The organism is Acinetobacter sp. YH12227 (assembly GCF_013417785.1).
GTDB classification, from domain to species: domain Bacteria; phylum Pseudomonadota; class Gammaproteobacteria; order Pseudomonadales; family Moraxellaceae; genus Acinetobacter; species Acinetobacter gandensis.
Window position 1 is genome coordinate 1 of the sequence record NZ_VPDH01000192.1, and the last position, 1,026, is coordinate 1,026.

Genomic DNA, 1,026 nt, shown 5'->3' on the forward strand with positions numbered 1-1,026 from the left:
TAACGCTCACGACCGGGACTTTTGATCCAAGCCGCTTATGGTGGTTTGCTACCTGCTCCTGCAAGCCGATAGCGAGGGGCCATACCCTCATCTCTTACGCCGCTTGCTGCGGCACACTAAAGTCAGCAACCCACAGCTGATCTGGATGATCAGCACTAAAATTACGTTTCACTAAATCATCTGCTCTTTTTTGATCATCTCGGCTACGGGTGGTTTGTTTATTCTTACCTCGCCAAACACCTTGTATACCTAGCTTCTGCATCAATCGAGCAACTGTACAACGTGCAATAACATAACCTTCACGTTTCAATTGTTGCCAGACCTTACGCACACCATATCGACCTGAACTTTCTTTCCAAATTCGTTTGATTTGCTCAGCATGATGCTCATCATGTAGATCTCGTTTCGCTCGATGTTCTGGATTTTCACAGAGATCTAAAGTCCGGTAATAGGTTGAAGGTGCGATAGGTAAAATTCTACAAATCGCCTCGACTCCGTACAGCTCTTTATTATGATGGATAAAATCCACCATTATTTGTGTGGGCGGTCGAGCTCCGCCTGGGCGAAAAAAGCAGCTGCTTTACGTAGAATTTCGTTAGCACGTTGCAGTTCTTTATTTTCACGTTCGAGTTGTTTAATACGTTCTTGATCTGAAAGCTGCTGTACTTTAACTGGATTTTGTTTATCCAGATATTTTTGATGCCAAACACGTAATGTTTCAGGAGTACAACCAATCTTGGGTGCAATAGCTGTGATTGCAGTCCAATTCGATGGATAATCTTTTTCGGATTCAATCAATAATTGAACCGCTCTATCTCTGATTTCAGGGGTATATTTAGGTTTTTTCATCGGAACATTCTCTCAGGAAAGTTAGTCTCCGACAAACCCGGTACGGTTCACTAAAGGCTTACCATGCTGTTCAACATACAAGCGTGTCGAAATCATATAGTCAAAGGCTGATTCTGATTCACAGAAGCGTAAATGCTGCAATTTGCCTGTGGCATCATCGATAAAGACTAGCAGACA

At 43.0% G+C, this 1,026-nt stretch carries 1 pseudogene and 1 other annotated feature; the pseudogene reads right to left on the reverse strand.

Annotated elements, in window-relative coordinates:
* Positions 1-106: 106 nt before the first annotated feature.
* Positions 107-849: pseudogene (locus tag FTV09_RS17890) on the reverse strand (IS3 family transposase); the annotation flags it as partial.
* Positions 458-574, reverse strand: a sequence feature (AL1L pseudoknot). Its footprint overlaps the pseudogene before it by 117 nt.
* Positions 850-1,026: the final 177 nt, after the last annotated feature.